Origin of the sequence: Pseudoclavibacter sp. Marseille-Q434 (assembly GCF_050315415.1) — a bacterium.
In the GTDB taxonomy this organism is placed as follows: domain Bacteria; phylum Actinomycetota; class Actinomycetes; order Actinomycetales; family Microbacteriaceae; genus Pseudoclavibacter.
In genome coordinates, this window is sequence record NZ_JBNPQH010000006.1 from 73,548 (window position 1) to 99,845 (window position 26,298).

The following is a 26,298-nucleotide window of genomic DNA, read 5'->3' on the forward strand; positions in this document are numbered from 1 at the left end:
CCGCCGATCACTGTCCAACATCAGTGCGATATCTGGCCCCCGGCCCGGTTTCTGCCCCGGATGGGCCAATTCTGCACTCATGTTGGACACGGATCGCGGGTCACCGCACCACCGCTGCCGCCCCGGAACAGATCGCCGCCGCCGCACCAGCGTCCGCAGCCCTCGCCCACCGACCAACATCCGTGACGAACGCCCCGCCGGACGCGGTTTCGGCCCTGGATGCGCCCATCCATCACGCAAGGCGGCCACGATGCGCCAGCCCGCCACGCCTTGCGGCCGCGGTCCCTCGCGGCGACGATCTCGCCGCGCGACCGCGACCCGCTGCGGACGCGCGTCCTACTTCCGCGCGGCCTGCGCGGCCCGTGCCGCTTCGCGTCTGAGGTCGCGCGCAGCGTCGGCCGCGGCGGCTTCCTCCGGCGTGGGGGCCGTGCCGCCGAGCGCGCGCGGCTGCCACCACTTGCCGGTTCCGTCTTCCGGGTAGCTCGACTGGAGCTCGCTCAGCAATCCCTCCATGGTCGTCTTGAGCTTCGCCGTGGAGACGGCGGCGTCATCACCGGCAGTGACGTGGATGGGCGCGCCGAATGAGAAGTGCACGGGAATGCCGAGGCGCTCCCTCAAGCTGATCTTGCGGTTCTTCGTGAGCAGCCGATGCCCGCCCCACACCGCGACGGGGATGATGGGAACCCCGGCCTGCGCCGCGAGGCGCACCGCCCCGGTCTTGAAGTCGCGGATCGTGAACGACGCACTGACGCCCGCCTCGGGGAACACCCCGATGAGCTCGCCGTCGCGCAACGAGGTCGCGGCCGCCGCGAACGCGTCGGCACCCGCCTTCATGTTCACGGGGATGTGCCGCATGCTCCGCATGAGCCTGCCGACGACGGGCTTCTCGAAGACGCTCTGCTTCGCCATGAAGCGGATGCGCCGTCGGTTGTGCATCCACGTGGCGCATTCGACGAGGGCGAACTCCAGGTACCCGAAGTGGGTCATCGCGATGACGGCGCCGCCGGTGTCCGGGATGTGCTGCGCGCCGTGGACCGTCTGGCGAACGCGAAGCGCGGCGAACACCGTGCGGCCGACCCCGATCGCAAATGAGTAGACGGGTTCGCGAGTCATGTGGCTCCCTGATCCAAGTGTGAGGGGCCAGCATATTCGCGGCAGCTGAGACGAAATCGGTGCGAACGGCGCTGCTCGCGAGGTCCGGCATCCGAAGCCTTGCCAGTTTCGTTCCGCGGATGCGATACTTGCCTAACTGCACGTTCGTACGATTCACAGTGCAACTTTGTGCATTCATCCGCTAGGAGCAACTGACAATGGCTGTCCCCATCCCTGTACGGAGCCCGTTTCTCATCGTCAACCCGAAGGCCTACCTGACGGGCAGCGAGCTCATGAAGCTGGCCCACCTCACCGACGAGCTGGCCGGCGCGTTCGACATCGACGTCGTCTTCACCGCGCAGCACATCGACCTGCGGTCCGTCGTCGCCGAGACGACGAACCTCTGCGTCACGGCCCAGCACGTCGACCCGATCGTGCCGGGCCGCGGCATGGGCCACATCCTCGCCGAAGGCCTCGCGGAGGCCGGCGTCAAGGCCGTCGTGCTCAACCACGCCGAGCACCCCCTCACCTTGGCCGACCTCGACGCCACGATGCGCCGTTGCGAAGAGGTCGGTCTTGCAACCATCGTCTGCGCCGACTCCGACCTGCAGTGCCGGGCCGTCGCCGACCTCGACCCGTCGGGCATGATCTGCGAGCCGACCGCGAACATCGGCACCGGGCAGATGGATGCGGGCGACTACATCGAGCGCACCACCCAGATCGTGAAGAACGTCGACCCGTCGATCCTCGTCGTGCAGGCCGCCGGCGTGAGCCGCGGCGCCGACATCACGCGCGTCCTCCAGCAGGGCGCCGACTGCTCGGGCGGCACAAGCGGCATCATCAAGCACCCCGACTGGCGCGAGATCCTCACCGAGATGTTCCAGGCGCTCGCCGACCACCGCGACTCGCAGGCCACCGGCACCAACTCATCCGCTGCCGCACCGGCCAGCTGACTCACCCTCCCAGAGAGAAGAACACCAATGCTCATCGGACTCGACGAAGCGCTCCGCTACGCACAGAAGAACAACATCGCCATCGCGGCGGTCAACACCCCCTACTTCGAGGGGCTGCTCGGCACCATCGCGGCAGCCGAGAAGGCCGGCGTTCCCGTCATCCTGCAGCACGCGCAGGTGCACGAGAGCACCCTCTCCATCGACGACATCGGCCCCGCCATGCTCGCGCTCGCGACGCGCAGCGAAGCCCCGTTCGTGCTGCACGTCGACCACGGCGAGGACATCGACTACATCGCCCGCGGCCTCGACATCGGCTTCAACTCGGTCATGATCGACGGCTCCACGCTCCCCTACGAGGAGAACGTCGCCCGCACAACCGAGGTCGTGAAGCTCGCGAAGGAACGCGGTGTCGGCGTCGAGGGCGAGCTCGGCGTCATGACGGGCAACGAGAACGGCGACCCGAGCCAGGGCATCGCCGACGAGACCCTCTACACCGAGCCGACCCAGGCGAAGGAGTTCGTCGAGCGCACCGGTGTCACGGCGCTCGCCGCCTCGTTCGGCACGGTGCACGGCATGTACCACCAGGAGCCGAAGCTCAACTACGCGCTCATCGAGCAGCTCCGCGACGCGACGGGCGTGCCCATCGTCATGCACGGCGGTTCCGGCCTCACCCTCGACGAGTACCACCGCTCCATCACCCGCGGCGTCCGCAAGATCAACTACTACACGTACGCGGCGAAGGCGGCACTGGATGCTGCGCTCCGGGCCGCAGACGAGCCCAACACGATCCTGTTCCCCAAGGTCGCGAAGGCCGTGTCGGCGCAGGTCGAGAGTGACGTCGCCGAGTTCATCCAGGCGCTGCGACCGGGCGCCTGAGCGACGCCGCGCATCCGCTCACCCACCGCATCCACCGACATCCGCGCGTTCGTCGAAGCACGCGCATCCACGACCACGAAGGAACACCGATGACCGTCACCCAGACCACCCTCCAGCTGCAGTCACACGGCGGCACCCCCAGCTACATCGACGTCACCGCAGAGGTGAAGGAGGCGATCGCGGCGAGTGGCATCACGACCGGCACCGTCACCGTCATCTCGCCCCACACGACGTGCGCCGTCTTCTTCGAGGAGTTCGTGCACGACCGCCTTGACGACGGCACCGAGTTCCTGCAGGCCGACCTCGATGACGTCCTGAACCGCATCGCCCCGAACCAGACGGCCGTACCCCCCGAGGGCGAGTACCGCTACCCGGGGCCCGAGCACTACGCGGACGTCGAGTCGTGGCCGGACGCCGAGGTGTACCTGCCCGGCGGCGACAAGACGGCGCTGCTCAACGCGGAGGCCCACATCAAGGCGACGATCCTCGGCTCGAGCGAGGTGTTCGCCGTCATCGACGGCAAGCTCGGCGTCGGCGTCACCGGCTACATCTACTTCGTCGACTTCGACCGCACCCGCGCCCGCGCGCGCAAATGCCAGGTCGTCGTCATGGGCGAGTAGGCCCCGGCTTCCTCGCTCCTGAACGCCGCCGACGATGTCGGCGCACCAACACCACCGGTCGATCTCGCCCTGACTCCCCCGTCAGCGGCGCGATCGGCCGGCGTCGTTCTGCATCCTGGGCTCTTGGCTCTGCGATCTGCGATCTGCGCTCTGTGCTCTGTGCTCTGCCACGAGCCCCGACTCCGCGCGACTCCGCAGCCTGCGCGCTGGACGCTGCCAGTCGAATGGCCCAAAAGCCCGCGCGAAAAGGGCCACATCGCTGGCAGCGATGGCAGCCAGGCCGCGCAAAAGGGCTACTTGACTGGCAGCGTTCGCACCGAACCCGGAACCGCAGCCACCAGCGCAGATCGACCCGGCAACACTGGCAACCGCAATGCGGTAGCGGCAGCGGCGGCGCGGCAGCGCGGCGCGGCGGCGCGGCAGCGCGGCAGCGCGGCGCGGCGGCGCGGCAGCGCGGCAGCGCGGCGCGGCGGCGCGGCAGCGCGGCAGCGCGGCGCGGCGGCGCGGCAGCGCGGCAGCGCGGCGCGGCGGCGCGGCAGCGCGGCAGCGCGGCGCGGCGGCGCGGCAGCGCGGCAGCGCGGCGCGGCGGCGCGGCAGCGCGGCAGCGCGGCGCGGCGGCGCGGCAGCGCGGCAGCGCGGCAGCGCGGCAGCGCGGCAGCGCGGCAGCAGTAGCGCGGTGCGGCAGCGCGGCAGCAGTAGCGCGGTGCGGCAGCGCTGCTGCGGCCGCTCGCTTACACGAGTTCGACGAGGGCGCGGGCGAGGTCTTCGTCGAGGATGACGCTGTCGAGGGCGCCTGTGTGCAGGGATCCCGCGACACCCGGGGCTTTCTCGGCGCCGGCCGCGAAGCCGACGACCTCGGGGATGGCGGCGAGCTGCTCGAGCGTGATGCCGATGACGCGCTCCGAGACGGGCGAGCCGAGGGCGCGACCGGATGCGTCGAAGAAGCGGCCGCAGATGTCGCCGACCGGCTGCTGCGCGTCGAGGTCCGCACGCTCGTCGTCGCTGAGGCGCATGGCGGAGACGATGTGCCGCGACGCGTGGAGGCCGTACGAGCCGATGCCGACGAACGCGAGCTGCACATCCGTCGCCCGCTTGATCGCGGACGAGATCGACGACTCGCGCGTGAGGGCCGCCCAGGTCTGCGGCGACTCGACGACGGCTGGCGATTCGAAGCGGAACGCCTTCGCACCCGACTTCTGCGACAGGCGCTCGAGGGCGGTGTTGCCGGCGGGCCCGGAGTCGAAGGGCATGCCGCCCACCAGCGGGCACAGGGTCAGCGCGCGCCCCGTGGATTCGACGTGGATCTGCTCGACGAACGCGTCGATCGACTTGCCCCAGCTGAGGCCCACCGAACCGACGGATGGCACTCGTTCCGCGAAGTAGTCGGCGGCCGCGCCAGCTACCACGTCGAGCGGATGCCGGCCGGGCAGGTTCGCGACGACGACGGCGGCGCCCACGCCGAACGCGTCAACGATCTGCTGCTCGAGCTCGCTCACGCGGCCGACGACGTGCGGGTCGTGGATGCGGATCTCGACGATGCCCTGGTCGCGGGCTGCCGAGAGGATGCGGGAGACGCTCGCCCGGGAGACGCCGAGGGCGTTCGCGACGTCGCTCTGGGAGAGCCCGTCGAGGTAGTAGAGGCGCGCCGCTCGGACGAGGGTCTCGGCGTTGCGAGGTGCTGGCATCTCGTCTGCTCCTTCGTCGTGGTGCGGCGGTTCGTGCGGCGTGCGGCGTGCGGCGGCCCGCGCCGGTCCGGCTGCGGAGCGATGCGCGACGCTGCTCGCTCCCGTTCCGCCTGCCCCGGTCTCGTGGTCGACCCGCGTCCTGCGTGCGGGCGGGGCCGGACGACCACGGCTCCCGAGCCGTGCATCCGCACCGTTCGGGAGCCGTCCCGGTGCCGCACGCGAGGCGCGGCACCGGTGGTCCGGTTCACATGATCCTACCGAGCGGCAACGGCGCGGCAGGATGAGGAAGCCTTCAGACGCCGATGACTCCGGCGGCGACGAGCGAGTCCTGCAGGCGGCGCATCGCGATGAGCGGGCGGGTCTCGTCGAGCTCGACGTCGTCGTAGGAGACGATCTCGCCCGCCTTGATGTCGCGCTTCAGGATGCCGCCGGAGATGAGACCGATCGGGATGGAGTTGTTGGCGCGCGCCTCGTCGGCGTCGACGGCCCAGCCGTGCACGTGGTGTCCGCCCATGCCCTCGAGCTTCGTGCCGGCCGTGAGGTCGAACTTCGCCTTCGAGGCGACCTCGGTGCGCCAGGTGATGGTCTGGAAGTCGGCGCGGCGCTCGAGCACGGCCTCGCTGATCGAGAGGATCGCCTCGACGGACGCGAGGTGGTACGGGCGGTAGAGCGCGTAGTAGGGGCCCTTGCCGAGCTTCAGGTAGTCGAGCTCGTGCGTGACGACGTCGTCTTCCGACTTCACGACGACGAAGACGCCTGGTGCGACGTCGCCCTCGACGGTGTACTCGACGGCTGGGGTGGAGGTGAGCACGCCGCCGTCCTCGACGGGGATGAGGGTCGTCGCGAGGGTCGCGATGTCGGCGGCGGGGCCGTGCATGCCCGGCTTGTTGACGGGGAAGCCGGTGGCGTTCGACAGCGACGCCATCTCGATCTGCGTCTTGGTGCCGTCGGTGAACTCGCACAGGATGCGCGGGTTCATGTTCTTCGCCTTCGCCTCTTCCATGACGTCTTCCGGCACGTCGGTGGGGCGGTTGGGGTTGTTCTTGCCCTTGCCCGCTGCGACGACGGTGAGGCCGAGGTCAGTGGCGTGCTCGACGAGCTTGAGCGCTTCGACGGGCTCGTCGCCGCGGCAGATCGTGTAGACCTGCTCGCCGGCGTTGGCGATGCTCGCGAGGAACAGGCCGACGGTCACGTCGGCCTCGACGGTCATGAGCGCGACGTCCTTCTTGCCGAGGAGCGACGCGTAGGCGACCTGCGCGGCGATCTCGGTGACGCCGGAGACCTCGAGGACGACGTCGACGGGGAGCTTCGGGATGAGCAGGCCGTCGTTGATGACGACGGGGCGGCGGGCCTCGATGTGCTCGGCGACGACGGCGAGGTCGTTCTCGACCTGCACGTCGGTGCGGCCGGCGCGAGTGTACGCATCCACACCGCGCTCGACGGCGATGTCGGCGACGACGGCGACTTCCATGCCCTTGGCGCGTTCGATCTGGGCGATGAGGCCTGAGCCCATCTGACCTGCCCCGACCACGCCGACGCGGATGGGTCGGCCAAGCTCGGCTTCGCGCTGGATGAGGCGCTGCGTGTAGTTCATGTGCGTTCCTTTGGTGCTTGGGTCGTGGGCCTGGTGGCTGATACGGGGCTAGTTGCTGACGCGGGAGAGGCCGGCGAATTGCTTCGGCGCCGCGCCCTTGATGGCGGTCGGCTGACCGCGCTTGGCCTTGCCCTTCACGGGCGGCAGCTGGACCTGCGCGCGCACCTGGTGGGGCAGCATGCTGATGGCCTGGCGCACGGCCGTTCCGAGGTGCTTGTGGCGGGCCGCCGCACGGTCGAAGACCGTCTTCAGCGGGCCCTCGAGGTCGGGAGCCGGCTTCAGGCGGCCGAAGACGCTGATGCCGACGAGCGCGCGGGCCTCGACGACCTCAAGGGTCGTGGGGTCGACGAGCAGCACGGCGATCGCGCCGCGGAAGGCGCCCTTGCCGCGGCCGCTCACGAGGTTCAGGTTCTTGCCTGCGTTGGCCTTCGCGATCTCGTTGACCTGCCGCATGTAGGCGCGCATCTGCACGCCGGACATGACCATGCTCAGGACCAGTGCGAGCACGAGGACGGCGGGGAATCTCCAGTCCATGATCTAGGCCTCGTTCCGGCGCACGCTGACGAATGCGCCCTCGGTGGGTGTGGAGAGGGAGCCGGTCGCCTGGATGGCACCGGGGAGGAGCGCGGTGTCGTCCGCGTTCAGGTAGAGCACGACGTGGCCGAGCTCCTGCAGGTTCGGGTTGGCGAGGTCGCCGACCGCGGTGACCGTGACCGCCTCGTCGCCGATCACGAACTCGTCACCCGCCTGCACGGGCACGAACTCTCCCGTGTGCCCCTTGTGCACAAGGCTGACCTCGGCGAGGGCGTCCGGCACGGGTTCGCCGAAGAGGATGTAGACGCCGCCCTCGAACATGTCGTTCGCGTCGGGTCCGATGCGGGCGATTTCTGACTGCCAGATGGTCGTGGACACGTTGTGGTCCCTTTCTTGGTTCAGGGGTGCAGCGGATGCGCGGGCGGGCCGGGTCTCGGCCCGCCCGGCGCCACCTAGACGAGGAGGAAGGAGGCGAAGTAGGCGAGCACGACCGCGAGGGGCGACGTGATCTGCCTGGAGAAGAGCACGGCGGGGACACCGACCGCGACCGTCTCGGGCTCTGCCTCACCGAGGGAGAGGCCGACGGGTATGAAGTCACAGCCGACCTGGCCGTTGACCGCGAAGAGCGTCGGCAGCGCGTACTGCACCGGCAGCGCGCCGGCCGCGATCTGCGTACCCATGAGGACACCGACGACCTGGGCGATCGCGGCACCTGGGCCGAGGATCGGCGACAGGAACGGGAGGCCCGTGATGACGCCGAGCAGGATCAGGCCGATCGGGTTCGACGCGAGCGGGGACACCGCGTTGGCGATGAAGTCCGAGGCACCCGTGTACGTGACGACTCCGATGAGGAGCGAGACGTACGCCATGAACGGCAGGATCGTGTTGAGCGTCAGCTTGATCGCCTGGCGGCCCGAGGAGAGCAGCGTGTTGATGAAGTAGCCGATGGCGTTGCCGAACTTCACGACGAAGCCCGTGAATCCGCTTCCCTGAGCCGCGACCCTGGCGCGTGCATCCGCCTTGGCCTTCGCTGCGATCTCCTCCGGGCTCTGCGCCGGAGCCGCTGCCGCGGCGGGTGCGCCAGCCGCTGCGGTTGCCTCGGCATCGAGCGCGACCACGTCCCGGGGCGCGACGTCGGAGACGAAGATGTCCTCGGTGATGAACTGGGCGAGCGGGCCGCCCGGTTCGCCGGGGTACACATCCACGGTCGGGATGCGCTTCTTCGGGTAGACGCCGATGCGCGCCGTGCCGCCGCAGTTGATGACCGCGCAGAGCACGTTCGCGTCCGGCACGTTGTTCTTGAAGCCGTCGACCGCCTCGGCGCCGGTCAGCTCCGCGATCTTCTGCGCGACGGGGTGGATGCCGCCGCCGGTGACCGAGAGGACGATGTTCTTCTCGGCGTTCGGAACGAGGGTCAGACCGTCGCCCCAGCCGCCGCGACCGCGGTTGACCTTGACGCCCTTGTAGTCGGCCGTGCCCGCGCCACCCTTGTCGGCAGCGCCTGCGTTCGTGTTGTCAGCGTCTGTGCTCACAGGACACCACCTTCGGTCTTGGAGCCCTGGAGGTGGCCCTCGGCGTACATCTCGTCGAAGCGAGCGAACGCCGCCTCGTGGCCACCGCGCTTGATGAGCACCTTCGTGATCCACTGCGTGGTTATGCCGCGGATGAAGATGACGACGATGCCGACCATGAAGTAGAGGGCGGCGAGGGTCGCGTACTTGTCGGGCGCGATCGAGAGGACTCCGGCGGAGATGCCGGTCCAGACGAACAGCTCACCGACGTTGGCGTGCGGCAGGAACGCCGTGACGGGGTGCACGAACGACACCGCGGAGTCGTAGAACGCCGGCTTGTAGCGTTCGGGGAGGAAGCGACCGAACGTGTACGCCATGGGGTTGGTCAGCATGATCACGGCGATGATCGGCATGACCGTGTAGCGCGTGATCGCGTACTTGCCTGCCCAGCGGACAGCGCGCGTGACGCGCTCTTCGCCGATCCACGTGGTGACGGCGTACATTGCCGTGAGCAGCACGAGGAGCAGGGGGAGGATGCCGGTGATGAGACCCATGAGGCTCTCGGCGGAGGCATTGAAGAGGCCGATGAAGTTCTCGGCGATCCAGGTGATTACTTCCATGCCGGCTTCCCTCCCGACGTGTTCGCCGAGCTGTGCTCGGCGGTGCTGGCCGCGAGGGCGGCGAGCGGCGACTTAGACCGCATGTTCTGACTCCTTTGTCGGGGTGTGCACGAAGTTGCAAATAGATCTGATCGTTTGTGCACCTGCCGAAAGTGTAGGCACGAGCGCCCCCATGCGCAAGAGGAGATTTACTGCCGTTCGAAACGGCTTCGATTCCCCTGACGGGCCCTGACAGAACCCTGTCTCCCATCAGCCCCGCGACGTAGCGTTTCCAGCATGAGCACCACGAACCTGACCCTCAACAACGGCGTCGAACTGCCCACGATCGGCTTCGGCGTGTACCAGTCAGCGCCAGAGGAGACGGCGGCCGCAGTCGCCGAAGCCCTGCGCGTCGGCTACCGACACATCGACACGGCCGCCGCCTACGGGAACGAGCGGGAAGTCGGTCAGGCGATCGCCGCGTCCGGTCTCCCCCGCGACGAGATCTTCATCGAGACCAAGATCTGGATCAGCGACTACGGCTTCGAAGAGACGCTGCACGCCTTCGAGAAGTCGGCCCGCAAGCTGGGTGTCGAGCAGATCGACCTCCTGATCCTCCACCAGCCGCTCCCAACCGCCTGGGAGAAGACGGTTGGCGCCTACCGGGCCCTCGAACGCCTCCTGGCCGACGGCAAGGTGCGCGCCATCGGCGTGAGCAACTTCATGCCCGACCACCTCGCGGCGCTGCTCGAGGCGACCGACGTCGTTCCAGCCCTCAACCAGATCGAGCTGCACCCCTACTTCCAGCAGCGGGACGTCCAGGACGCGGATGCGCGCCACGGCATCCTCGACCAGGCCTGGTCGCCCATCGGCGGCATCACGTTCTACCGCGACGGGGACGGCGCAAGCACCCTCGAGGACACGACCATCGGCGCCATCGCCGACGCTCACGGCAAGAGCCCGGCGCAGGTCATGCTGCGCTGGCACGTGCAGGAGGGCCGCTCGGTGATCCCGAAGTCGGTCAAGCCGCACCGGATCGCCGAGAACTTCGACATCTTCGACTTCGAGCTCACCGCCGACGAGGTCGCCCAGATCGACGCCCTCGACAAGGCAGTGCGCCGCGGGCCGGAACCGGAGTCGCTGACTCTCGAGGCGTACGGGATGCCCATCCCCGAGGCCTGACCGGCTGCGGCACGCGCCTGAACCCGGGGCGCGGCGCTGGCTCCTCCGCGGGGGTCCAGCTTCCGGGACGAGACCTCAAGAACATGCCCGAACCCTGCGCCTGCACCGGTCTAGTCCCGGAAGTTGGCCAGCAAGCGTGGCCCCCGTCAGCCCGACCTCGACCCCGTCTTCGCAGCCTTGCAGGCAGACGCCGAAGGCGCGCTCGACGCAGCCCTCGACCCCGACACGCTCCCCCTCGACCGGGAGCCTGCCGCCTTCCCGGCGGAAATCGCCGAGGTCGCACGCCGCGGGCAGTCAGCTTCCGCGAACTGACGCTCAGGGCGTGCCTTGAAGGCGAGAGTTCCACGAGGCTGCTCCGCGGCGGCCTCGCTCCTGACACTTACGGGCCGACAGGTGCGCACAAGTGCAGCACCTTTCGCAGTGCGGGCCGCAGTTCGATGCGGCCCGCACTGATTCGTTGTCGCTGCTGAGTTCCCCCGTTGCCGAGTTCACGCACTGTTGCGTTTACGCACTGTTGCGTTCCCATACTGCTGACGGTCAAGGTGACGTGAGCGAAGGCATGCGCAGCTGCCTGGCCGCACGCAGACCCACGTCACCCTGGCTGTCGGCTCACGAAGGCTCCGACGTCTGGGCCTTCGGTTGGAGATGCCTCCGACCTCGGCAGCCCCAACCACAGCCTCTCGTTTTCCGGTCGTGACAGTGAAGGTGACGTGAGCGGGAGATCCCACCATCCCGTACTCTCGATGCCCCTGACGTCACCCTGGCTGTCAACTCACGAGGAACCCCTCACTCGCCCGGGTGACAGGTACTCGCGGGACCTCCCCCTTGCGGCGCCGCCAGGCGTAGCTTGGAGCTATGAACGACGTGCGCGAGCAGGTGAAGGAGTTCCTCAGCTCCCGCCGGGCGAAGATCACCCCCGAACAGGCCGGCCTGCCCGCGTACGGCGGGAATCGCCGTGTCGCGGGGCTGCGCCGCGAGGAGGTCGCGATGCTCGCGGGCGTCTCAGTCGACTACTACGTGCGGCTCGAGCGCGGCAACCTCTCCGGCGCATCCGAGAGCGTGCTCGACGCGATCGCCTCGACCCTGCAGCTCGACGAGGCTGAGCGCGAGCACCTCTTCAACCTCGCCAGGGCGAGCGCACCGTCGCGCCGAGCGTCGAAGAAGCAGAGCGGCGGCGAGCTGCGTCCGGCTGTGCGCCAGATGCTCGACGCGTTCTCCGAGGCTCCCGCGTGGGTGCGCAACGACCGGCACGACGTGCTCGCAGCCAACCGTCTCGGTCGGGCGCTGTACTCCCCCGTCTTCGACGACCCGCGCCGCCCGGTGAACACGACGAGGTACATCTACCTGAACCCGGCCGCCCGCGACTTCTGGCCGGACTTCGACCGCATCGCCGCCGACGCCGCATCGATGCTGCGTATGGAGGCGGGCCGGAACCCGCACGACCCCAAGCTGCACCAGCTCATCGGCGAGCTGTCGACGCAGAGCGAGCTCTTCCGCGAGATGTGGGCGGCGAAAGACGTGAAGTTCCATCGCAGCGGCGTCAAGCGCCTGAACCACCCGGTCGTCGGTCTGCTCGAGCTGAACTTCGAGTCACTGCCGCTGCCGAGCGAGCCGGGCCTGACGATGAACGTCTACACGGCCGCGGAGGGCAGCCCGAGCGCCGACGGGCTGCGGATGCTCGCGTCCTGGGCGGCCACGGAGCTCCCCGCCGGCGTCTCGCTGACCCACCAGCAGCAGTAGCGGGAGCACGGAGCGGCGCGCCTCCTGCCCGGTGCCCCCTCAGGCAAGAAGAGTGAGCCAGAAGCATCCGGAGTCGCTGCTTCCGGATGCTTCTGGCTCACTCTTGCTCGGCGAAGTCCGGCGAACGGAGCATTGGTGCCAGCGTTATCCCCACCCTCGTCGCTGCTCCTGAGCCACTAGGGCTACGGGTACTCCTCCGGCGTCAGCAGCTCGCCCCAGACCGTCTCGGGCTCGTCGGAGTCAGCCCCGGGTGCCTCCCACAGCGCGAGGTGGCACATGAAGTTGTCGGCGGATGCGCCGTGCCAGTGCCACTCGCCGGCTGGCGTGTAGACGGTGTCGCCGGGCCGCAGCTCGATGAGCTCTTCGCCCCGCGACTGCACGTACCCGTAGCCCTCGGTGACGTGCAGCGTCTGGCCAACCGCGTGGCGGTGCCAGGCCGTGTGCGCACCAGGTGTGAAGCGCACCAGGTTGAGGCGGGTGCGCGACGGCTCGGTGCCCGCGTAGTAGGCGTTGAAGTAGACGTCGCCGGTGAACCACTCGGCTGGCCCCTTGTTGGTCGGGCTCTTCGGCTGGAGTTCTGTGCTCACGAGGAGGTTCCTTTCTCGGGTTGTGGTGCGTACGGCCGCGGGGCGACTACATCTGGACGAGCACCTTGAGGGCTTCGCGTGCATCCATGGCTGCGTAGCCGGCCGGCACCTCGTCGATGCCGATCGTGCGGTCGAAGACGCGACCCGGGTTGATGTCACCGTTCAGGACCTGCTGGATCGCGGGTTCCATGTACGCGCGCACGGGAGCTGGCCCACCCGTGAGGGTGACGTTCTTGCCGAAGAGCGACCCGAAGCCGATGGGCGCTTCCTCGTACTGGGGCACGCCGACGCGCGAGATGACGCCGCCGGGACGGACGATGCCGTACGCCTGCTCGTAGGCGGGCATGTGGCCGACTGCCTCGAGCACGACGTGGCTGCCTTCGCCGTTCGTGAGGTCCATGACCTGCGCGATGCCGTCGTCGCCGCGCGCGGCGACGACGTCGGTCGCGCCGAACTCGACGCCGAGGTCGGTGCGCGAGGTGTGCCGCCCCATGAGGATGATGCGCTCGGCGCCGAGCTGCTTGGCGGCGAGCACCGCGGAGAGGCCGACGGCGCCGTCCCCGATCACGGTGACGATCTTGCCGCCCTCGACGCGGCCCATGTGGGCCGCGTGGTAGCCGGTGAGGTACACATCGGACAGCGTGAGGAGGCTGGCCGCGAGGTCTGCGTTCTCGCCGCGGGCGAGCGCGTTCGCGTCGACGCCGGGCACGACGACGAGGCTGCCGTCGGCTTGCGGGATGCGCGCGAGCTCGGCCTGCAGGCCGCCGATCTCGGTGCTGCCGTAGAAGCCGCCGTGGATGCACGACGTCTGCACACCCTCGCGGCAGAACACGCACGTGTTGTCCTGGAACGCGAACGGGGCGATGACGAAGTCGCCGACTTTGAGGGTCGTGACGGCGGCGCCGATCTCCTCGACGATGCCGATGAGCTCGTGGCCCATCGGGGAGCCCTGCTCGCTGGCCTGCATCGAGTGATACGGATGCAGGTCCGAGCCGCAGATGCACGCCTGCGTCACCCGGACGATCGCGTCGGTCGGCTGCTTGATGGTCGGGTCGGCGACGGTCTCGACTCGGACGTCGCCTGCTGCGTACATGAACGTGGCCTTCATGGGTGCCTCTCGTTGCGCTTCCGGGAACTGCGGCGGGCCACGCCGCCCTCTCGAGAGCGCCGGCCGCCGCCGTTCCTCCATTGGATCGATTCCAGCCTGCGCCGGGAAGGGGCGGTCGTGCCAGGTACTGGCATGCCCTGCCTGGGACGGTGGGCCGACGACGCGTGTCCAACATCAGTGCAGATTCGGGCTCCAGGCGACGTTTTTGCGACTCAGGGGCTGATATTGCACTGACGTTGGACAGGCAGTGCGGGGCACGGCGCTGCGCGTCGGGGCGGGCGACGGCGACGGCGACGGCGGCCAGCGTCCGTGTTGATGCGAGCTCCCCGGGGGCGAAGGGCGCATCCGGGGCCGTCTCACCCCGGAAGGTGGCCAGCAGGGGCGGGCGGACGCGGTGACTCGGGCCAGAACAGCGCCTGCCACCACGCCTACGCCTCTGCGGTGAGGCCCTCGTGGATGCGGCGGAGGTCTTCGATGAGCGAGCCGATCAGCACCCAGCTGCCGCCCTTCGGCGCTGAGACGACCAGCGGCGCGGTGAGGGCCGGCGGCTCCAGGATGAAGGACTGCGGCTCCCCCGGTTCGCTCGGGATGAGGATGCGCGTGTCATGCGCGGCCCGTCGCAGCTGCTCGGCGATGGCGATGGCCTGCGGTTCGTCGGCGAGCGTCGGCTCCAGTGTTCGGCGACGGCGCGGGTCATACCGGTGAGCTGCGTGACGATGGGGCGGAAGCGGTCGAGCAGCTCTTCGCATTCGACAAGCTCTTCGTGGTGCCTCGACTTCCGCGGGTTGAAGGTGAGCGACTCGAGCCCGTCGGCGATGGAGTTCTCGGCGGCCCCCGCCATGGGACGCAGGAGGCGCGCCTTGAGGAGCAGCTCGGTGAGGCTCGCGGGGGTCTGCGGCTGCTCGATGGCGTCGGCGAGGCGCTCGAGCGACGCGGCGATCTCGTTGCCGAGCATCGCGGTGTCACGCTGGGCCGGACCGACGAGCACTGGCGGCAGGATCACGGCGTTGATGAGCAGCCCGAAGGCGGCGCCGATGAGGGTCTCGAGGATGCGGTCGAGCGCGTACTCGGGGGTGGATGCGCCGAGCGCCAGGACGAGCATGGCGCTGATGGCGACCTGGTTGCTGGTTGTGGAGGTCATGCGCAGCAGCCAGGCGACGATCATCGCGACGACGATCGCGAGGAGGATCACCCACGACTGCGGGCCGAGGACCAGCGAGATGGCGCTCGCGACGGCGACGCCGATGACCACTCCGGCGCTTCGCTCGAGGGCCTTCGCGAACGACTGGTTGACACTCGGCTGCACGACGAGCAGCGCGGCGACGGCCGCGAAGACCGGCAGGGGGCCAGGGATGAGCCAGCCGGCCAGCAACCACGCGCCGACCGCAGCGACGGCGGTCTTCGCGACCTGCAGGGCGGGCACGCGCTTGCTCGCCTGAATCCGGTCGAGGCCGGTGAGACGGGTGAGGGAGCGCACGTGCTCAGCGTAGGACGCCGGGCGGGGCCAACGCCCAGGCGTCGCCCAGCGGCGGGTTCAGCCCATGACCGCCGTGAAGACGACGAAGGCCACGACGGTGATGAGGATGATCACGAAGACGAAGCTCGCACCGGCGATCAGCAGCGCGAAGGCGACGGGATGCGCCTGCCACCAGGGCACGAGGCGCGGGTCGCGGTCGCGCAGCTGTGGAGGGGTGATCGGCTCGGGGACGGAGATCCACGGCACTCCGCGGCTCGCGAGGTCGTGCATGATCGCGGTGAGCTGCTGCTGAGTCCACATCTGTCCGACGAGGATCAGCAGCCTTCGGTCGCGGCCCGTGACGATGAGGTGGTGCGTGGGGGCGCCCATCAAGCCGCCGAGCGTCATCTGGTCGACCGTGACGACGCTGGTCGCCTCGGCCGCCGCGAACCGGCGTGTGCGGAACATCCACCTGTGCTCGATCCAGCCGTCGCCGAACCGGATGTAGGTCTCGCGCATCGATGTGCGGGCGAGCCAGATCGAGAGCGGCACAGACCCGCCGATGAGCACGACGACGAGCACGCCGTAGCCGAAGCCGAGCCAGAAATCCTGGAGGGAGAAGACGACGACGAGCATCAGGAGGATGGGCGCGAGCATGGCCAGGCTGATCCAGGACTGCCTCATGTTCAGAGCGATGGCCCGACGCTGGGTTTCCGGGGAGAGGCGTAGCTCGTGCATCAGAAGAGCCTAGGGCGTGTGGCCGTATTGTGGGCGGATGCTGAGACGCTCGCCGACTGCACCGCATGGGGTGGATGCGACGAAATCCGCCGTTGCCGGACCGCACGGCCAGGTCCCGGTGCGGACCTACGCCCCCGCCGACGGCAGTGCTGCGCGCTCGCCGATTCGCCCCGTCATCTGGCTGCACGGGGGCGGCTTCTACTCTGGCGGCCTCGACCAGCCGGAGACGCACGAGGTCGCGGTTGCCCTGGCACGGGCGGGGTTCGAGGTGACGACCGTCGACTACCGGCTCGTGACCCTCGGCGGGAGAGAGCGGGCGGGGCGCAGGGGCGCACCGGTTCCGAGGAGCTCCCGCCGCCAGCGTCGGCCGGAGATCCGCTTCCCGATCCCGCTCGACGATGTGATGGCGGTCATCGACGGGGTCAGCGCACGGAGCGACGATGGGGTTGTGCTCGGCGGTGCGAGCGCCGGGGCGTGCCTCGCGGCGGCGGCGGCCTACCGCTACGAGCGTGCTGGGGCGTCGCCCCTACGCGGGCTCTTTTTCACGTACGGCACGTTCCACGCTGAGCTGCCCGAGCGCTCGCCCGAGCTGATGAGTCGTCTGCGCGGCAGCCGCCGTTACGTCCACACGCCGTGGCTGATCGGTGCGATGAACCTCAACTACGCGGGCAGCGAGGAGGTCCTGCCGCTTCCCGATGCGTTCCCCGGAGGCCACGACCTGAGCGGCTTCCCGCCCTGCCTGGTGGTGGATGCGGACCGCGACGCGATGCGCGCATCCGGTTCCCTCTTCGCCCGCGAGCTCGCCGAGGCGGGTGTCGACACCGAGTACCGCGTGCTGACCGGCAGTACGCACGCGTTCTTGAACCGGCCGCGCGACCCCGCGTTCACGCGCGGCATCGACTTGATTTCCGAGTGGATGCGCGGGCTGGGCTGAGCTGTCAGCGCGCCTTCCCGCAACCCGGGCACTCGGCTGGCCGAGCCGGTCAGCGGCGCGGCGCGCGCGGCGGGTTCGGGTCCCTTGCCGCACCGACCCGCGTGACGAAGAGCGGCACGTCGCGGCGCGAGAGCCCGAGTCGGTAGCGCAGCTCGCCCTGCGCGAGCGACGAGTCGATGATCTCGGAGGCTGGCGCGAATGCCGCTCCGCGGGCCGTGGCCATCAGCCACAGCCGCATGAGCGCCTGGCCGGCCTCCAGCACCCGTTCCGGTGGGAGTCCGAGCGGGGAGTTGAGCACGCGGGTCACCTCTGCGCCCGATCCGAGGTCGAGCAGCTTGCTGTCGGCCACCAGCACGAAGGCGGTCGCCGCGGCGGGCGCGTCCTCGCCCGCCGCCGAGACCGGCACTTCGAGCAGCGCGCGGCGCCACAGCTCCCCGACCGGGGTCACGATGCGCACCGCGGCCTCGCGCAGGCGGCGATTGCGCGTGAAGGGCGACACGAGGCGCGAGGCGACCGCGGGTAACCCGAGCACCCGGTCGTTGAGCCCATCGACGTGGTAACGCGGATGCGTGGGGTGCAGCCGCAGCCAGTGCGCGAGCTCGCGCGCAACGGCGGGATCCCGCAGAGTGTCGGCGGTGCCGAGCGACGAGAAGTGCCGCAGGTCGTCGGCGTCGACGGGCACGAGCCGCAGCCAGTCGGGCAGCGAACTGGCGAGCTCGATCACGAGCCCCTTCGCTGGCGCGAGATCGCTGCGCACCGTCTTCCGCGACGCCAGCAGCTGTCGGTCGGAATCCGGACCTGCCGAAGATGCAGGTGTCGCGCCCCCGGCGGCCGCGCTCCTGCTGTCAGGCGTATGCACCGCGGTGCCGTGCTCGTGGGCGCCGGTGCCGCTGGCGCTGCCGCTCTCGCTGGCGTTCTCGTTCGGGGTGCCGCTCCCTTGGCCGTCGCCACCGTCGTCCGGGGCTTGGCGCAGCTGGATGCGGAGCACGGGCTCGTCGCTCCTCGCGTGCACGATGGCCTCCGGGTCCGCGAGCGCGGGCAGGAGCTCGACATCGAAGTCCACTCGGTGCGCGGCCGCGCTGACGCTGAACGCTTCGAGCCACGCGCCCAGGCCGAGCAGGGTGTCACGCCCGGTTGGGTCCGAGGCCGGCAGGGTCCGCGTGCGCGCGACTCGGAGCTCGACCGCTTCTCCGTCGCCGATCATCCGCGGCGACCAGGGCTGGGTGTTGTGGGCCGATGGCGCCGACGCCGCGTCGGCGATGATCTGGTTCAGCGTGTGGATGCTGGTCATCGCTGCTCCCCCTCGTTGCTTGTGCGCGGACCGGGCACCGCGCCCACCTGCTTCCTGTAGAACACGGTCTTGTGCAGCACCTCGCCGCCCATTCGGCTGAGCTGCCGCGCCGACGCCGGGTTGTCGTGTCCGATGTAGGTCGAGCGCAGCGCCGTGTACCCGCCCTCGATGAGCGCCTCCCCGACGGTCCGACCGAGGAGCGTGCTGATGCCGCGCCCCCGCGCCTCGGGGACGGTGCCCTGGATGGTGAGGACGGCTTCTCTCGGCTCCCGCTTCGACCGCCAGATCTCGAGCAGCTGCCTCGGGCCGATGCGGCCGGAGGAGCGCTGCACGATGCGCGTGACGTCGGGGACGCAGAGCAGGAACCCGAGCGGCTCGCGGGTCTTCGCGTCGAGCGCGAACGCCCAGATGCTGGGATCGATGATGGCGACGAGCCCGCTGGTCGCCTCGCGCATCTGGGCCGGAGAGATCTGCGTGTAGTAGGGCAGCTCGGCAAACGCGGCGTTGACCAGCTCCCGCTGGCGCGCGACGTCGCGCGGGAAGCGCAACCGCGACGCCCGCTCGATGACGACGCCGGCGGCTGCGAGCTCCGCATCGGTGGGGGCAGTGAAGGCGTCGCCCTCGATCTGTCCGAGGCGCCCCTGCTCGAGGCGCGCGATCCAGGTCGCCGACTCGTTCCAGGTCGTGAAGCCGAGCCGCTCGTAGGCGGCGGGCACCCAGTCGGGGTTCCAGGCGCCCTCCACGAAGCCCCGCTCGCCGAAGCCGCTCGTGATGACGCCGCCCACCTGGTTCGGGAGCAGAGTGACGGGGCCGAGGAGTTCCCGCCGCCCGACCTTCCCGGCACGCCCCTCGAGGGCGGTGATGATCGCACCGAGCGCCTCCGCATCGGCGGCCGCGACGGCTCCGAACAGCTGCAGACTCGAGTCGAGCTTCGCGTCCAACGCGGCGCTCGTGTGCGCGACCGTACGGGCGACCGGCTCGCCGCCCCGGTAGGCGATGAGCAGCTCGACCGTCGACTCGTGCGCCCCCTTGCCCTTCCACCAGGAACGGAGCGTCGACTCGAGCACTGGCACCTCGCGGCTCGGGTCGGACACACGTCCCGGCAGCTCGACGAACTCCAGGAACTCGAGCTCGGACTCCACGCGCCTCACCTCGATGAAGTGCTGGCGCGCGGGCCGGTCGGCACCGCTTGTCACAGCGGGAGTGCGGGCACGGGCCGCGTCTGCCCCCCCCCGCGTCGCCGCCGTCACCCCCATCAACGCCGCCACGACCGTGGTCGTCTGCACCCGGCCCCGCCGAGTCAGCCGCCTGCGTCGCGCCACCCTCGACGCTCGCCAGTTCCTCCTCGCTGGCGAAGAGGCGGATGAACCCGGCGTCGGCGTTCTTCGTGTCCTTCACGATCCACTGCATGAGGTGGCGGTGCTCGGGCATCCTGGCGAAGCGGATGAGGGCGTCGCGCGTCGAGAAGTTCGCGAGGGTCCCGAGCGTCCATGGCGCCTCCCAGTAGATGCCGTGCCAGCAGTAGTCGGGCATCCGTCGCATCTTGCCGGTCATCTGCCCCCAGATGCGGCCCGTCACGGCCCAGGCGAGGGGGGTCGTGTAGCGGGTTGCACCGACGAACATCGATGCAGTGTCGAAGATCGTGTGCGACGGCGGTGGGATGGGGGTGGTCAGCTTCTTCGGCTTGCGCGTGGGCTCGGCGACGAGCGGCGGAGTGCGACCCTGTTCCCGTTCCTTTGTGACCGGCGCGAAGTGCGGGTTGTGCGCCATCTCGCCGGGCGGCGGCTCGGGGTCGGCCCGCCAGATGCCGTTCGAGTAGCCGCGGGCCTCTGCGAGCAGCAGCTTCGTGCGTCCCCGATGCGAGGCGGCGACCTCCCGCGCTCGCTCGATGCTCTCGAAGAGCAGGAGCTCACCGACGACTCGTCGGTCGCGGAAGCGCTGCCGCCAGATCACGCCGTCGTGGTCGGCGCTGCGCCCCTCGACGATGACGAGCGCCTCGGCCCGTCCTTGAATGGGCGCCTTCGAGAAGTCTGTCGTGAACACGGCCTACTCGGCGTTCTTGACGACGTAGACGTTCTTGATCTTCGCGTTGCCTCCCGTGAACGGCCCCGTGCCGAAGGGATGCACCTCGATGCGGAGGTCGCCCGTCGACGGGTCCTCGTCGAGCGACTGCGCGAAGTCGCGCGAGACCGAGGCCAGGTGCTCGACGATGCCGAGCCTGGTCGTCTCGCTGAGCTTCGCGACCTCGTCGTCGGTCAGCATCGCTCCGTCGCGCAGCTGGAGGTGCACGACGGGCCGCTGCTCGTGCCCGTCGAGCTCGAGCAGGCCGAGCTTGAACGACTCGATGTCGCCGGCGTGCGGGTTGTCGCGGTAGAGCCCGTTCTCGATGTCGATCGGGTACAGGTTGGCCCCCATGTAGGAGATCGTCGAGTCCTTCCGACCGAAGAGCAAGAGGAAGGGCAGCTTCATCCGCTGCACCGCGAACGCCCGGTGGAATGCCCTCGACAGCGCCGGGTCGAGCTCGGCGATCTTCTCTCGCACCTCGGGGAACGAGAGGATCTTCGCCTCGTCGCCGATGTTGTAGCGCAGCTTCGGGCTGAGCACTGCGGAAGAGTTCAGCGTCACGACAAGCTCGTTGCTCGCGTTCGTCTCGAGGTAGGTCTCGAGGGGGTTGTACTGGAAGACCATCGGGATGCGCGACTCGTCGTCGCCGAGGAGAACCCGCCGCAGCCGCTCGTCGGCGAACATCGCGCGGCGCAGCCACACGCACGCATCCGACTCCCCGGCCATGCCGATCGTGAGGTCGGAGGCCCCGTACCCCGAGTAGACGCGGCCGAAGCGCTCCTCGAGGTAGTCGCGCAGACCCTCCGTCATCGCCTCCCCGCCGACGAAGCCGTTGAGGCGGTGCTTCGACCAGTCGAACCACTCCTCGCCGTCGAGCCGGTCGCGGAGGTGCTTCAGGAAGGGCGGGTAGGCGCTCACCAGGTACTGGTACTTCGGCCCGAAGTGGCGGATGGTGTCGACGATCTTGTCGATGTCTGGACCGGTGTTCTTCACCATGGAGATCTTCGAGAGCGCATGCCCGGTATTTGTGCCGGTCGCCCAGGCGCCCATCGAGAAGGCGTTGATGCCGAAGAGCTTCTTCGTGCCGAACAGCAGCGTGATGTATCCCGCCACGTTGTTGTGGATGGTCTTGAGCTCGTGCCGCCCGCGGATCCAGTTGAAGGGTGACCCGCTCGACCCGCTCGATTCGTCGACGACCGTGCCGATCGTGTCGATCTCGCCGCCCCAGCAGCGCTCGTCTTCCGTGTAGCGCTTGACGTAGTCGTCCTTGTTCGTCTCCGGGTAGCTGGAGAGCTGCCACCACCGGAACCTGAAGTCGTTCTCGTGCAGCCACCGCTGGTAGGCGGGCACGTCGAGGTTCGCGCGCTGGCAGATCATCCACGCGTTGAACTTCGCGAAGTCGCCCATCGCGGGCACGTAGTGGCGGGCGGTCCACCGCCAGACGGCCGGATGCAGGTGGTACAGGTCGTAGGTCTTCGTGAGCGCCCCAGACCCGAGCCGGAGGAGGGACTGCCGGAGCTTCGACGCACGCTGCAGACCGGCTGGTCCCGGCGCCGCCGTGCTGCCTGATCTCTCTTCCCGGACATCGAGCTGCTGAGTCACGTCGCTCCCCCGTTCACGTCTTCCCTGAAGTGTGCGCATAGCTAAGCACGAGCCACGGACATTCGGCCTGGGATCTCCGCCATAGCTCAGACATAGCTGCGCCATAGCCCCCTGCCTGAGGAACAACCGAGGCTGTCCGAAGTTCCGTGAAACAGACCAGGAGAGTCACCATGATCAAGATCCCCGAGCCCGACCTCACGCCGGACGGCCCCGCCTACGAAGGCAGGCTCCTCGACCGCGCAGACGAGGAGGTCGTCGACCAGGGCGTCGCGTTCGACCTCGGCACGCTCATGTCGCGGCGGGGACTGCTCAGCGTCTTCGGCGTCGGAGTCGGGACGGTCGCACTCGCCGCCTGCGCGCCGACGAGATCAGGCGCCTCGAGCACGGCCACCGCCAGCGCCACCCCCTCCGCGAGCGCCACAGCGACGGCAGGCTCCCTGCCAGCGAGCGAGATCCCCGACGAGACGGCCGGCCCCTACCCCGGCGATGGCTCGAACGGTGCCGACGTGCTCGAGCAGTCCGGGGTCGTGCGCAGCGACATCCGCACGAGCATCGGCAGCACCATGGCCGCGGCCGGCGTGCCCATGACCCTCACCCTGACGGTGCTCGACATGGCGAACGGCGACCGGCCCTTCGAGGACGTCGCCGTGTACGTCTGGCACTGCGACGCGACCGGCGGCTACTCCATGTACTCGGAGGGTATCGAGAACGAGACGTTCCTGCGCGGCGTGCAGGTCGCCGACGGTTCTGGCAGCGTCACCTTCACCTCGATCTTCCCCGCCTGCTACACGGGGCGATGGCCGCACATCCACTTCGAGGTGTACCCCACGATCGACGACATCACCGAGTCGACGAACGCCATCTCGACCTCGCAGGTCGCCCTGCCCGAGTACGCCTCGAGCGCCGTCTACGCGCTCGCCGGCTACGAGGGATCCGCGTCCAACCTGGCGCAGGTCAGCCTCGACTCCGACAACGTGTTCGGCGACGACGGCGGTGCGCTGCAGCTCGCGACGGTCACGGGCGATGCGACAAGCGGTTACAACGTCGCACTCACCGTGCGCGTCGACACCGCGACCGCCCCGACCGCGGGAGCCGCGCCGTCAGGCGGCGGGGGCGCAGGTGGGCCTGGCGGTTCCGGCGGCCCCGGAAACTCTGGAGGCCCCGGCAGCTGAGCCCCGCGCATCCCATCTGGCGGAGCACTTCAAGCGCCCGCGACCCCGACAGACCCACAGAAAGGAAGGCGACCATCATGCTCGCGAACCTCACGGGCTGGCACGGCATCGCCGTGCTCGCCATCATCGTGCTCATCTTCGGCGCATCGAAGCTGCCGGCCCTCGCGAAGAGCGTCGGTCAGTCGATGCGCATCCTCAAGACGGAGGTGCGCGACCTCGACACGGAGCTGACGCCAGAGGCCGGCGGTGCGGACGGTTCAGCCCCGCGCGGGCGCTGAGACCCTCGTGACGACAGGATGCGCCGGTCGGCCGAATCCCTCACGGTCGCCGACGCATCCGCGCTCGCCAGCAGAGCCTCGCCCGCGCATCCGTCGCCCTCACACCCCAGTCGCCGCGAGCCGATCCACCGCCGCCTTCAGGTACGCGGACGTCGCGCTGCCCTCGACCGCGGCGACCTCTTGCGGGGTGCCCTGCGCGACGATCTCGCCGCCCTCATCCCCCGCGCCCGGCCCCATGTCGACGACCCAGTCGGCCCCCGCGACGACGCGCATGTCGTGCTCGACCATGATGACGGTGTTCCCCAGGTCGACGAGGTCGTGCAGGTGCCCGAGCAGGCGATCGGAGTCGGCGGGGTGGAGCCCGGATGTCGGCTCGTCGAGCAGGTAGAGCGTGTCCCCCTGCTGCGCGCGGCGCAGCTCCGAGGCGAGCTTCACCCGCTGCGCCTCCCCTCCCGACAGCTCAGGCGCGGGCTGGCCGAGCGAGACGTAGCCGAGGCCCACATCCGCGAGGGCGTCCAGGTGCTGGAGCACGTCGGCGCGACCGGCGAACTTCTCTCGCGCCGCGGTGACGCTCAGGTCGAGCACGTCGGCGATCGAGGAGCCCTCGAACTCGACCTCCAGCGTCTCGGCGTTGTAGCGCCTGCCGCCGCAGGTCGAGCAGGGCGCCTGCACCGTGGGCAGGAAGAGCAGCTCGACCTCCATCGTGCCCTCGCCCTTGCAGGTCGGGCACCTGCCGCTTGGCAGATTGAACGAGAAACGGCTGGCGCTGTAGCGGCGCCGCTTCGCCTCATCCGTCGACGCGAACAGCGAGCGGATGCGGTCGAACAGCCCCGTGTACGTCGCGACGTTCGAGCGCGAGGTGCGGCCGATGGGCGCCTGGCTGACCTGCACGATCCGCTTGAGTCGGTCGGCTGGCCCGACGGCCCGACCCTGTGTCGCCGACGCTTCGATGGCGAGCATCGGGTCGTTGCGGTCCGGCTCGTCGGTGGCGGTCGTCTCGCCGACCTCGCTGGCGAGACTCGCGCGCAGCAGGTCGGGGAGCGCCTGGTTGACGAGCGTCGTCTTGCCCGACCCCGAGACACCGGTGACCGCGGTCAGGCAGCCGAGCGGGAACTCCACCGAGAGGCCGCGGATGTTGTTGCGCACGACCCCGTCGAGGGCGACGCGCTGGTCGCGGGGCCGCGGCGCGCGGATCGTCGGCCTGGGAGAGTCGGGGCCGTCGAACAGGTAGCGACGCGTCACCGATTCCTCGGCGCCGCGCAGGCCGTCGAGACCCCCGGAGTAGACGATTCGGCCGCCGGTAGCGCCGGCCCCCGGGCCGATGTCGACGATCCAGTCGGCCTCGCGGATGACGTCGAGCGAATGCTCGACGTAGAAGACGGTGTTGCCGCGGTCCCGGAGGCCCCGAAGGATCCCCAGCAGCGCCTCGGTGTCCGCGGGGTGCAGGCCGGCCGAGGGCTCGTCGAGCACGAAGACGACGCCGAAGAGCCCGGCGAGGAGCTGGTTGGCGAGGCGCAGCCGCTGGAGCTCGCCACCGGACAGCGTGCCGGTCTGCCGGTCGAGGGAGAGGTAGCCGAGCCCGAGGTCCGAGAGCGGCGCGAGGCGAGCGCAGAGCTCGCCCGCCAGGCGTCGGGCGGCGAGCACCTGCTCGGGCGCCAGCGCTGCTCCCCGCGAGCGGTTCCACTCGGGGCCAAGCACCTGCTTCATGAGTGCGGCCAGCTCACGAAGCGGCATCGCCGCGATCTGCGTGATGTCGCGCCCCTCGAACGTCACTGCGAGCGCATCCGGCTTCAGCCTCGTTCCGCGACAGTCTGGGCAGATCACGCTCTCCATGAACGCGGCGGCCTTCTCGCGCATCCGCTCGCTCTTCGAGTTCGCGAACGTGTCGAGCACGTACCGCTTCACGCCGACGAACGTGCTCATATAGGAGGGCTCGTCTCCCGCCGCGACAGCCGCGCGCACCTGCGCCGGCGACCTGCCCGTGAACACCGGCACCTGCGGCTTCTCGGTCGTGTGCAGCAGCCACGACCGCTGCTGGGCGGGCACCTCGCGCCACGGGATGTCGATGTCGTAGCCGAGCGAGACGAGGCTGTCGCGCAGCTGCTTGCCGTGCCAGGCAGTCGGCCAGGCGGCGATCGCCCCATCGCGGATGCTGAGCGACGCATCTGGGACCATGAGCGATTCCGGCACCTCGTAGACACGGCCGAGGCCGTGGCAGTTCGGGCAGGCACCCTGCACAGTGTTCGCCGAGAAGTCCTCCGCGAGCAGCATGGGCGCGCCCGCCGGGTACTCGCCCACCCTCGAGAAGAGCATCCGCACGACGTTCGCGATCGTGGAGGTGCTGCCGACCGTCGAGCGCGCACTGCCACCGCCCCGCTGCTGCGGGAGCGCGACCGCCGGCGGCAGGCCCTCGACCGAGTCGACGTCGGGTGGGGAGACCTGGTTCATCAGGCGGCGCGCGTACGGAGCGACCGACTCGAAGTAGCGGCGCTGCGCCTCCGCGTACAGCGTGCCGAAGGCGAGCGAGCTCTTCCCCGAACCGGAGACGCCGGTGAATGCGACCAGCGCGTTCCTCGGGATGTCCACGTTCACGCCGCGAAGGTTGTGCTCGCGCGCGCCCCGCACGACCACTCGATCCGGTGCCCCAGCTGACATCTGTCCCTCGGCGAAAACCATCGACCC

The 26,298-nt window shown here is 69.6% G+C and carries 25 protein-coding genes; 10 read left to right on the forward strand and 15 right to left on the reverse strand.

The window, feature by feature from the left end; genetic code table 11:
- Nucleotides 1–336: 336 nt before the first annotated feature.
- On the reverse strand, nucleotides 337–1,113 hold the full coding sequence (locus ACQFZP_RS17645; protein ID WP_211892267.1) for a lysophospholipid acyltransferase family protein: 777 nt from the start codon (nucleotides 1,111–1,113) through the stop codon (nucleotides 337–339).
- 197 nt (nucleotides 1,114–1,310) lie between these two features.
- On the opposite strand from ACQFZP_RS17645, the gene ACQFZP_RS17650 reads away from it, so the two are divergent.
- The 4 genes from ACQFZP_RS17650 to ACQFZP_RS17665 all read left to right on the forward strand — a co-directional run bounded on the left by ACQFZP_RS17650 (nucleotide 1,311) and on the right by ACQFZP_RS17665 (nucleotide 4,213).
- Nucleotides 1,311–2,045, forward strand: coding sequence for a triose-phosphate isomerase (locus ACQFZP_RS17650; protein WP_104310362.1), 735 nt, complete (start codon nucleotides 1,311–1,313; stop codon nucleotides 2,043–2,045).
- 27 nt (nucleotides 2,046–2,072) lie between these two features.
- On the forward strand, nucleotides 2,073–2,921 hold the full coding sequence (locus tag ACQFZP_RS17655; protein ID WP_211892268.1) for a class II fructose-bisphosphate aldolase: 849 nt from the start codon (nucleotides 2,073–2,075) through the stop codon (nucleotides 2,919–2,921).
- A gap of 89 nt (nucleotides 2,922–3,010) precedes the next feature.
- On the forward strand, nucleotides 3,011–3,541 hold the full coding sequence (locus ACQFZP_RS17660) for a YjbQ family protein (protein WP_104310360.1): 531 nt from the start codon (nucleotides 3,011–3,013) through the stop codon (nucleotides 3,539–3,541).
- Nucleotides 3,542–3,664: 123 nt separating this feature from the next.
- A complete protein-coding gene (locus ACQFZP_RS17665) occupies nucleotides 3,665–4,213 on the forward strand; it encodes a hypothetical protein (RefSeq protein WP_211892269.1) in 549 nt (182 codons plus the stop codon).
- 59 nt (nucleotides 4,214–4,272) lie between these two features.
- Here ACQFZP_RS17665 and ACQFZP_RS17670 read toward each other — a convergent pair whose 3' ends face one another.
- The 6 genes from ACQFZP_RS17670 to srlA form a co-directional block, all read right to left on the reverse strand.
- A complete protein-coding gene (locus ACQFZP_RS17670; protein ID WP_104310359.1) occupies nucleotides 4,273–5,226 on the reverse strand; it encodes a sugar-binding transcriptional regulator in 954 nt (317 codons plus the stop codon).
- Between the two features lie 292 nt (nucleotides 5,227–5,518).
- A complete protein-coding gene (locus tag ACQFZP_RS17675; protein WP_104286711.1) occupies nucleotides 5,519–6,820 on the reverse strand; it encodes an NAD(P)H-dependent oxidoreductase in 1,302 nt (433 codons plus the stop codon).
- 48 nt (nucleotides 6,821–6,868) lie between these two features.
- The gene (locus tag ACQFZP_RS17680) at nucleotides 6,869–7,354 is read right to left on the reverse strand and encodes a transcriptional regulator GutM (protein WP_211892270.1); all 486 of its coding nucleotides are present in this window, start codon (nucleotides 7,352–7,354) and stop codon (nucleotides 6,869–6,871) included.
- 3 nt (nucleotides 7,355–7,357) lie between these two features.
- The gene (locus ACQFZP_RS17685) at nucleotides 7,358–7,732 is read right to left on the reverse strand and encodes a PTS glucitol/sorbitol transporter subunit IIA (RefSeq protein ID WP_104310356.1); all 375 of its coding nucleotides are present in this window, start codon (nucleotides 7,730–7,732) and stop codon (nucleotides 7,358–7,360) included.
- A 74-nt stretch (nucleotides 7,733–7,806) separates the two neighbouring features.
- A complete protein-coding gene (gene srlE / locus ACQFZP_RS17690; RefSeq protein WP_104310355.1) occupies nucleotides 7,807–8,886 on the reverse strand; it encodes a PTS glucitol/sorbitol transporter subunit IIB in 1,080 nt (359 codons plus the stop codon).
- Complete coding sequence (srlA, locus tag ACQFZP_RS17695; RefSeq protein WP_211892271.1) at nucleotides 8,883–9,485, reverse strand: PTS glucitol/sorbitol transporter subunit IIC; 603 nt, start codon at nucleotides 9,483–9,485, stop codon at nucleotides 8,883–8,885. Before srlA ends, srlE begins: the two co-directional genes overlap by 4 nt.
- Nucleotides 9,486–9,761: 276 nt before the next feature.
- On the opposite strand from srlA, the gene ACQFZP_RS17700 reads away from it, so the two are divergent.
- The 3 genes from ACQFZP_RS17700 to ACQFZP_RS17710 all read left to right on the forward strand — a co-directional run bounded on the left by ACQFZP_RS17700 (nucleotide 9,762) and on the right by ACQFZP_RS17710 (nucleotide 12,386).
- On the forward strand, nucleotides 9,762–10,646 hold the full coding sequence (locus tag ACQFZP_RS17700; RefSeq protein WP_211892272.1) for an aldo/keto reductase: 885 nt from the start codon (nucleotides 9,762–9,764) through the stop codon (nucleotides 10,644–10,646).
- 123 nt (nucleotides 10,647–10,769) lie between these two features.
- Nucleotides 10,770–10,958, forward strand: coding sequence for a hypothetical protein (locus ACQFZP_RS17705; RefSeq protein ID WP_211892273.1), 189 nt, complete (start codon nucleotides 10,770–10,772; stop codon nucleotides 10,956–10,958).
- 543 nt (nucleotides 10,959–11,501) lie between these two features.
- Entirely contained in the window at nucleotides 11,502–12,386 is an 885-nt protein-coding gene (locus ACQFZP_RS17710; RefSeq protein WP_211892274.1) for a helix-turn-helix transcriptional regulator, read from the forward strand.
- A 182-nt stretch (nucleotides 12,387–12,568) separates the two neighbouring features.
- Here the strand turns inward: ACQFZP_RS17710 and ACQFZP_RS17715 are convergent, their stop codons facing one another.
- The 4 genes from ACQFZP_RS17715 to ACQFZP_RS17730 all read right to left on the reverse strand — a co-directional run bounded on the left by ACQFZP_RS17715 (nucleotide 12,569) and on the right by ACQFZP_RS17730 (nucleotide 16,275).
- The gene (locus tag ACQFZP_RS17715) at nucleotides 12,569–12,973 is read right to left on the reverse strand and encodes a (R)-mandelonitrile lyase (protein ID WP_307852985.1); all 405 of its coding nucleotides are present in this window, start codon (nucleotides 12,971–12,973) and stop codon (nucleotides 12,569–12,571) included.
- A gap of 46 nt (nucleotides 12,974–13,019) precedes the next feature.
- Nucleotides 13,020–14,081: a zinc-binding dehydrogenase gene (locus ACQFZP_RS17720; protein WP_211892276.1), complete on the reverse strand. Its 1,062-nt coding sequence runs from the start codon at nucleotides 14,079–14,081 to the stop codon at nucleotides 13,020–13,022.
- A gap of 487 nt (nucleotides 14,082–14,568) precedes the next feature.
- Complete coding sequence (locus tag ACQFZP_RS17725; protein WP_307852986.1) at nucleotides 14,569–15,558, reverse strand: FUSC family protein; 990 nt, start codon at nucleotides 15,556–15,558, stop codon at nucleotides 14,569–14,571.
- A gap of 57 nt (nucleotides 15,559–15,615) precedes the next feature.
- On the reverse strand, nucleotides 15,616–16,275 hold the full coding sequence (locus ACQFZP_RS17730) for a hypothetical protein (protein ID WP_211892277.1): 660 nt from the start codon (nucleotides 16,273–16,275) through the stop codon (nucleotides 15,616–15,618).
- 37 nt (nucleotides 16,276–16,312) lie between these two features.
- Here ACQFZP_RS17730 and ACQFZP_RS17735 point away from each other — a divergent pair, with 37 nt between their 5' ends.
- Complete coding sequence (locus ACQFZP_RS17735; RefSeq protein ID WP_211892278.1) at nucleotides 16,313–17,209, forward strand: alpha/beta hydrolase; 897 nt, start codon at nucleotides 16,313–16,315, stop codon at nucleotides 17,207–17,209.
- Between the two features lie 49 nt (nucleotides 17,210–17,258).
- Here the strand turns inward: ACQFZP_RS17735 and ACQFZP_RS17740 are convergent, their stop codons facing one another.
- The 3 genes from ACQFZP_RS17740 to ACQFZP_RS17750 all read right to left on the reverse strand — a co-directional run bounded on the left by ACQFZP_RS17740 (nucleotide 17,259) and on the right by ACQFZP_RS17750 (nucleotide 22,166).
- The gene (locus ACQFZP_RS17740; RefSeq protein WP_211892279.1) at nucleotides 17,259–18,500 is read right to left on the reverse strand and encodes a hypothetical protein; all 1,242 of its coding nucleotides are present in this window, start codon (nucleotides 18,498–18,500) and stop codon (nucleotides 17,259–17,261) included.
- Complete coding sequence (locus ACQFZP_RS17745; RefSeq protein ID WP_211892280.1) at nucleotides 18,497–19,642, reverse strand: hypothetical protein; 1,146 nt, start codon at nucleotides 19,640–19,642, stop codon at nucleotides 18,497–18,499. The genes ACQFZP_RS17740 and ACQFZP_RS17745 overlap by 4 nt, the downstream gene beginning before the upstream one ends.
- A gap of 904 nt (nucleotides 19,643–20,546) precedes the next feature.
- Nucleotides 20,547–22,166: a phenylacetate--CoA ligase family protein gene (locus tag ACQFZP_RS17750; protein WP_307852988.1), complete on the reverse strand. Its 1,620-nt coding sequence runs from the start codon at nucleotides 22,164–22,166 to the stop codon at nucleotides 20,547–20,549.
- A 170-nt stretch (nucleotides 22,167–22,336) separates the two neighbouring features.
- Between ACQFZP_RS17750 and ACQFZP_RS17755 the strand changes: the two genes are divergently transcribed.
- Together ACQFZP_RS17755 and ACQFZP_RS17760 are read left to right on the forward strand one after the other, a co-directional pair.
- Nucleotides 22,337–23,338 (forward strand): intradiol ring-cleavage dioxygenase, encoded by a 1,002-nt coding sequence (locus ACQFZP_RS17755; RefSeq protein ID WP_104310345.1) that lies wholly within the window; start codon nucleotides 22,337–22,339, stop codon nucleotides 23,336–23,338.
- Nucleotides 23,339–23,415: 77 nt separating this feature from the next.
- On the forward strand, nucleotides 23,416–23,616 hold the full coding sequence (locus ACQFZP_RS17760) for a twin-arginine translocase TatA/TatE family subunit (protein ID WP_179555932.1): 201 nt from the start codon (nucleotides 23,416–23,418) through the stop codon (nucleotides 23,614–23,616).
- A gap of 99 nt (nucleotides 23,617–23,715) precedes the next feature.
- Here the strand turns inward: ACQFZP_RS17760 and ACQFZP_RS17765 are convergent, their stop codons facing one another.
- Nucleotides 23,716–26,292: an excinuclease ABC subunit UvrA gene (locus ACQFZP_RS17765; protein WP_249312710.1), complete on the reverse strand. Its 2,577-nt coding sequence runs from the start codon at nucleotides 26,290–26,292 to the stop codon at nucleotides 23,716–23,718.
- Between the last annotated feature and the right edge of the window lie 6 nt (nucleotides 26,293–26,298).